Below are 6,575 nucleotides of genomic sequence, written 5' to 3'. Positions count from 1 at the left end.
AGCGGGCAAGATGCGCGCCGAGGGCAAGGAATACGTGGTGCAGGACGGCGACGTATTGAACTTCCTGTTCAACGTGTGATTCAAACAAGCCATTTCAGGCGATTGCACATGCTTGCAGGCGCATCGCTGAAATCGACGCAAAGCCCCGTGGATACGGGGCTTTTTCATTTCATCTCATTGCATGAAACGACACCTGATGGCGCTGCGCAAGTGGATACGGGCGTGTATATGGATCTTGAACTAGGTCGATGAAGGTGTATACGATAAAGCCCTGAGGACGAACAGGAGAGCTTCACGATGCTGACAGACGCCCAGTGCCGAGCCGCCAAGCCTAGAGAGGGCATCTACCGCCTCAATGACTACAAGGGGCTGTACCTAGAAATCAAACCCAACGGCATCAAGGCTTGGCGCTATCGCTTCAAGCTCAATGACAAGGCCTCATGGTTCGCACTTGGCGACTACCCCAGCGTGACGCTCGGCGAGGCCAGAGAGAAGTGCGAGGCAGCACGGAAGCTGGTCAGGGAGGGCATCAATCCCGTCCAGAATCGCCAGATCGAACGCATCAAGCGCGAGCAAGACTCAGCGAACACATTCGAGGCCATCGCCAAAGAGTGGCTGGCCCTGAAGGACTGGGAGGAAGTGACCAAGAAGCGCCGGCTCGACATGCTGGAGCGCGTGGTCTTCCCGTCGATTGGCAAGCTGCCGGTACGTCAGATCACTCCGGCCCATGTCCTCGACATTCTCAACAAGACGGTCAAGCGGGGTGCCCCCACCGTAGCGGCTGAAGCCAAGCGCACCATGTCTGGCGTGTTCGAACATGCAGTCGCGACTCTACGGGCGGACACCGACCCCGTTTGGCCGGTTCGCAAAGCGCTGCCGCCCAACAAGACGCAACACAAGCGCGCCCTCAGCGCGGAGGAAGTCGGCGAGCTGCTGAACGATTTTGACGGACATGGTGGCAACTTCCAGACCATCAAGGCCTTTCAGCTGATGTGGCTGACTCTCAGCCGCCCGAATGAATCCGTCCAAGCAGAATGGGCCGAGTTCGACTTGGACAAGGCGCTCTGGACCATTCCGGCACGTCGCATGAAGGCGCGGCGAGAGCACGTCGTTCCACTACCGACTCAGGCGGTCGACCTTCTCAAGGCTATGCATCCAATCACGGGTCACACAAAATTCGTTTTCCCGAACCGCGATGATCGCCAGCGCCCAATGGCCGACGCAGCCCTGCGGCAGGCGCTCAAGAAGCTCGGCTGGGCAACCAAGTACAGCCCGCATGGCACGCGCACCACGGGCAGCACCCGGCTCAATGAACTGGGCTATCGGCCTGACGCCATTGAGGCCCAGCTGGCACATGCGGAGCCAAATAGTGTTCGGCGGACATACAACCATGCCACCTACCTGGACGAGCGGCGAGTCATGATGCAAGACTGGGCTAACAAACTGAACGAGTGGAAGACCTACGTACGGAAGGATGCCAACTAGCGCTCAACGCTGCTTCATGACCGCCAGGAGACGATGAGAATTTTCGCTCAGCAGAGTTGCCGCTTCCTGGGTGGAGACACCCCATGCTTGTCCAAGGTGCCGGGAGGTGACGTCAGCGCTCCAGGGCGGAACTGGCTTGTCGTCGACCCGTGCAAATGGGCCGTCACTTTCGGGAACAACAAATTGCCGCGGTAGCTTCGCCGCCAAAGCCCGGCCACTACTCGATGCAAATGCGGCTGGCCCGATGCTGAACCAGCAGCCTCGCTCTTCCGCAGCTCGCAGCTCCTTTACCGTCCCTGTGAACCAGTGCATTACTGCGGTCCCAAATCCGGCATGTCGATCCAAAATAGCCAATACGTCATTCACAGCTTGGCGTGAATGAATGCTGAGCACACGACCGCCCAGTGCCGAGCTACGTTCAATGATGGCCTCAAATAGGCCGCGCTGAACATCGTAGCTCTTGCTATACCGAGACGAGCCATCAAGGCCGACTTCGCCAATGGCTGCGACATCGCCCATTTGCGTCAACAGAAGGTCAAGCTCGCCAGCACGCTCGTGCGCAATCTCTGGATGAAGTCCTGGGGTGACAAGTACATTCGCTGCGCCTGTGAGTACACGCGCAGTCGCAACAAAGGCCTTTGGGCTGGTAGTCACCAGCCATGTGAATTCATTCTTCTGTGCAGCTTCCTTGAACACCTCGCGAGCGTTCGGATAGAGGTCAAGGTGGCAGTGGAAATCCATCACAGTACGCCATCCCTCTGTAGCAAGACTTCAAGCTCATTCAGCCCATTAGCAAGTACGCTCCTGTATGCCAACCTAACAGCGGGCTCGGCAAATGCCAGAGAGGCCCCCAAGAACCGGTCCAAGCCCTTCTGCCGGGCCGTGAGTACGGCAAGGGCTGCAGCCATCGCGTCATCAGGTCCACTAGCCTTGTTCGCATCGGCCAACGAGCGGTGTACGTAGTCGGTTGTATCGCGAGCAGGGTCCCAGGCGATAAATGCGGCTTTGCGAATCATGCAAGGAACACACCGGCCGCAGTGCCTTCGGTTGTAGGTGCGAAAACGGCCGCAACTCGTGGAGTCCGCCGCCAACTGCTGAAGCAGAGGCTGGTTGAGACACTCGTTGAGCATCTGGCCCTTGGTTTTGAACTGATAGGGAAGTTCAAGCCGAACAGGCACATCCAATCCGTCCAGCACACTCTGCAACATTGCGATGAACTGCGGGTGCGTGGTCCGGGTGCTCAAACTAGAGACGCGTCCTGGCACCAAAGGCGGATTGATGCAAATGAATCCATTTTCTGGAACAAACACCTGGACAGGATCACTGGCAACCCGCGAGGCAGCCAGCACCGCGAACGCGTAAAAGGCCAGAGACCGAGCGCGCGTTGAAGTCTCACGTTGGCCGCTAAAGCTGATGCCATGACTCCACTGCCAGTGAGACCCCACACCGCCAAGCTGCGCTGCGTAATTCCTCTGACGCTGAGAGTCCTCATGTGCCAGCTGCGACACAAACATCGGGCGGCGACCTTGTGCAACAAGGTCTATCCCCCCGATGAGGCTATCGAGGCCGCCTGATAGCAGGGATACGCAGTCGTGCGCAGTCGCAACGGGCCTGCCATCCGGTGGCGCTGCACCGCCAGCTACGAAATGGAGCTTCCAGTAGTCGCCAGTGAGAACCTTGAGAAGTGCTTCAAGTTGTTCTTGGAAAGGCAGCCAGCGCAGTGGCTCATGCAGGCCGACAGTGAGCTCAATCACGCGCGTCCAGCCATCCGCACTCGTGCTTCGAAGACAGGCCAAGTCGGCGGCGCAAACTGCTAGGCAGAACTGAACGAAGTCCCAGACCTGAGCGCTCGGTGCGAACCCGCGCCGCTTCAACGAACCTCGCCATCCTTTCGCGATGGTGCCAACTCCGGGGCGTCGGGCGCTCTTGAAGTAGGTAAATGCGAGTTCCCCGGCATCGAGACGCGCAGGCAAGAAGTCAGGTGTTGTACATAGAACTTTCATTCGACAAATACCTCAAGGGTTGAGGCCAAGACTTCACTGGCAAGTCGTTGATGGTCAATCCCGCGTGGTCCTTGTCGGTCAAGAACCACCTTGACTTGCGCGTTGACATATTCCTTGATGTCGTTCCGATACAGCTGGATTTGCCGCGCGTCGAACTTAAGCTTCTCGTATGTTTGACCCAGTTGCAGGTCAACGCGATTACATAGGTCGTTGGCGACGATGTAGCCGATGAGGTCCCCGATTTGTGCATCTGTTAGGTTGAAGATGTCGACTTCAGGGGCTACCTCGTACAGCTGACCAAGCGCTTCTGCCGCAGCGTTCCGAATGGACTCTTCGTCGACACTTCCTGTGTTCGGAAGAACTTCTTTGACCACCTCCAGGACGAGGTCGTTTGCTGAAAGGTTCTGGGCACGAACCCGCTGCACCCAGTCGACAACTCGTGGGTCTGTGGCATCCCGTGCGGACGCAAGAAATTGCCCCAGTTGGCCGGCCCCCTGAGCCGTCGCTCGCATGGTGGCCGCTGCTCGTCGCGGGCCGCCCATTCCCTTGCTGACCATGCTCTTGGTCGCAGTGCGCAGAGCTTCGCGCCCCCCGCCACCAAGGAATGCCGACATGCCAGAACGGGCTGGAGCAAAGCGGCGGTCAGGCGCTAGCGCAGGCCCGGTCACATCACCTTCTTCACCGCTAGCCGCGTCGCCCTGCCCGTCAGCGTTGGCGTCGTTGGCATCAGCCGGAGAAGGACCTTCGCCATCACCAGGCGCAGGGCTTTCTCCGCCATTGCCGCCTTCGGGCGGCGACAGCCACTCAGGATCAAAGGGGGAGCGCGAGCCACCACCTTTGCTTGATGTTGACGTTCCCATCAGCGCGCTCCTTTCCTGGCTTGTTCAATGGCTTGCTTGACCGGTCTGGAAGCATCACCGGAGGCATGCCACTGATCGAGCACAGGACGAGCCCACGTCTGCTCATACAGGAGAGGGACGAGCCCTGGGCCGACCTCCTTGATGGGCGCCTGGGCCAGCAAAGCGGCGGCCTTTGCACCAAGGTCAGGAAAGATCTTGGAGATTTCCAGTAATGACACAACGTCTTCGGTTTGTCGCCAGTTTCGCTTTGGTGACTTCAGTTGCCACACCTTGGCCATTACAGCGTCAGCCTGACTCACTCCAGCTGCTCGAATTGCCTGTGTCAGCGGCTCATTTGCGCTGGTCGCAACCATCAGCGCATCCCGCAAGGCACGGCCTTCGGTCGTCAAGCTGTCGTCACCGAAGTCCCGCATCGCGGAGTCCCTGCTCAGGTGGAGCAATGGGCGCAAGTCCATTTCGCCAAGTGCAGGCTCTAGTCCAAGCCATTCCTTATGGAAAAACTCATCCTTGAATGGCTCTGGTAAGGCCACACCTTCTCGGGCCGCGTGCTCAGCCACTCGAATCATATCGACACGTCCTTCCGTCGCGGAAGTGACTCGGCCTGCAAGCGCGTTTGCCAAGGCTTCGTCGCAGCGCTCCAAGAGGTGCCATTTGGCCAAGGCCTTGAGGTCCAATTCAATCCCCTGAGGCTTGGCTAGGGCTGACCGGAGAAAGACCGTGTTGAGGAACCGCTTCATCAGGCGCGGATTGGCGTTTACCTTGCTCGAACTCGTGAGCAGCGGTGCCAACCCCTCAGCCAATTCCATCAGCTCGACCAAGTGAGCGTTCTGAGGATTGATGAGGCCCTTCAAAAATTCCAGCGTCACCGCATCACCGCGCCAACTGGTCTTGAGGCGTTCAGAGACGGCCTGAACCGCGCGAGTGAACTGACCATCAACGAACTGACCGTCAGCAACGGCCCGTTCCAGCAGTAACAACGCCAGGTAGGCCTTTGCCTCATTCACACCTAGCCTTGGCACATGCAGCGGGACCTGGATAAGCTTGTCGAAATAGTTCGTCGCAACCTCATCACTGATGCCCGTCCCCGCAAAGTGCACTCGCACAGCGCCTCGGATGAACTCGTTGTCGGCCGCAACAACAAACGCGCTGCGCTTCAGGAACAGCAGCAAGCGAATGGATTCAAGTGTCGAAATGGCCGTCTGCGGGAGACAGCGATCAAGGTCGTCCACGAACACAACAAGGGTAATCTTCAGCTCTTCCAGAAGCTCCTCAAGCGCATCTCGAAACGCCTGAATTTCGCCTGGCAGAGAGACCGGCTCGGCAGGCTTCAGTAGGCCCCAATCCTCATCCTTCTCGGCCTTGTCGTCAGCGGCCTCTCCCTGTTCGTCGCCAAAGCCAAACTTTGCGAGCGTGCGTCCAATCAAGCCAATAGGAATGCCTGTGGCGATCGTTGCGGCCGCCTCGCCACCGAGTTGAACGATTCGCAGCAGATTGATGCGTTGAAGAAGCCTTTTGGCTTTCTTCAACAGCCCCTCGTTGGAGGAAGCTCGGCGCAACACTTCATCACCGACCATTTGAAGAAGAGCACTACGTGCGCCTTCGAAGTCCTGATACAGCCAAGGATTGAAGGTGACCACCACGTACGTATTCTTGTCGGGGTCTGCGTCGACGTTCAGCCGTGACGCGACCATGCGTACCAATGAGGATTTCCCAACGCCCCAGCCGCCGGATACGCCAATGGAAATGGGCTGGCCGTTGGCCTGCTGCAGTAGCTTTGCGCAGGCATCCGCAACGACGCCGAAATTCAAGTAGTCCGTGGTTGTTTCATTGTCATGCCACATGTTCCCCCCCCCTGATAATCGAGTGCTTATAGTTGCCCGCCTACACCCTTGAACTTCTCAACAAAGGCTGCAATCTTCTGGAAGACAGTCTGCTTCTTGGTCAGAAATTGCGGGTTCAATGGGCTCATCTTGGGCAGAACCGCGTTGAGCTCCGTGCCGTTCTCGCTGGCGAACTCACGCTTGAGTGAAGTGGTGATGTATCGCTTGGCGGCCTCAGCGTTGAGGCTCTCGGTGGTGATCAACTCCTGCGCTTCGCGCTGCTGCTCCGCTTGAGCAAACTTGAAGAACGCATCGATCACGCTGGCCTTGTCACCGATCTGGTCCAAATCGGTCTGGTTGATGAAGTCCACCACCAGACTTTCTTTCGCGCGGTTGCCCAGGCTGGC

General features: G+C 58.1%; 6 protein-coding genes and 1 pseudogene. 2 read left to right on the top strand and 5 right to left on the bottom strand.

Annotated elements, in window-relative coordinates; genetic code table 11:
- The coding region (locus WMK75_RS17795) for a DUF933 domain-containing protein (protein ID WP_347268923.1) at nucleotides 1-79 on the top strand (79 nt) is incomplete at its 5' end.
- Between the two features lie 218 nt (nucleotides 80-297).
- Nucleotides 298-1,485: a tyrosine-type recombinase/integrase gene (locus WMK75_RS17790; protein ID WP_347268922.1), complete on the top strand. Its 1,188-nt coding sequence runs from the start codon at nucleotides 298-300 to the stop codon at nucleotides 1,483-1,485.
- Nucleotides 1,486-1,488: 3 nt separating this feature from the next.
- Here WMK75_RS17790 and qatD read toward each other — a convergent pair whose 3' ends face one another.
- The 5 genes and pseudogenes from qatD to WMK75_RS17765 all read right to left on the bottom strand — a co-directional run.
- Complete coding sequence (gene qatD / locus WMK75_RS17785; protein WP_347268921.1) at nucleotides 1,489-2,226, bottom strand: Qat anti-phage system TatD family nuclease QatD; 738 nt, start codon at nucleotides 2,224-2,226, stop codon at nucleotides 1,489-1,491.
- Nucleotides 2,226-3,488: a Qat anti-phage system QueC-like protein QatC gene (gene qatC, locus WMK75_RS17780; RefSeq protein ID WP_347268920.1), complete on the bottom strand. Its 1,263-nt coding sequence runs from the start codon at nucleotides 3,486-3,488 to the stop codon at nucleotides 2,226-2,228. Before qatC ends, qatD begins: the two co-directional genes overlap by 1 nt.
- Entirely contained in the window at nucleotides 3,485-4,348 is an 864-nt protein-coding gene (locus WMK75_RS17775; protein WP_347268919.1) for a hypothetical protein, read from the bottom strand. Before WMK75_RS17775 ends, qatC begins: the two co-directional genes overlap by 4 nt.
- Nucleotides 4,348-6,189, bottom strand: a complete 1,842-nt coding sequence (locus WMK75_RS17770; protein WP_347268918.1) for a P-loop NTPase fold protein — start codon at nucleotides 6,187-6,189, stop codon at nucleotides 4,348-4,350. Before WMK75_RS17770 ends, WMK75_RS17775 begins: the two co-directional genes overlap by 1 nt.
- Nucleotides 6,190-6,215: 26 nt before the next feature.
- Nucleotides 6,216-6,575: pseudogene (locus tag WMK75_RS17765) on the bottom strand (type I restriction endonuclease subunit R); the annotation flags it as partial.

It is taken from the genome of Paracoccus sp. (in: a-proteobacteria), from assembly GCF_039808215.1.
GTDB lineage: Bacteria > Pseudomonadota > Alphaproteobacteria > Rhodobacterales > Rhodobacteraceae > Paracoccus.
This window is presented reverse-complemented; position numbering and strand designations above follow the sequence as displayed.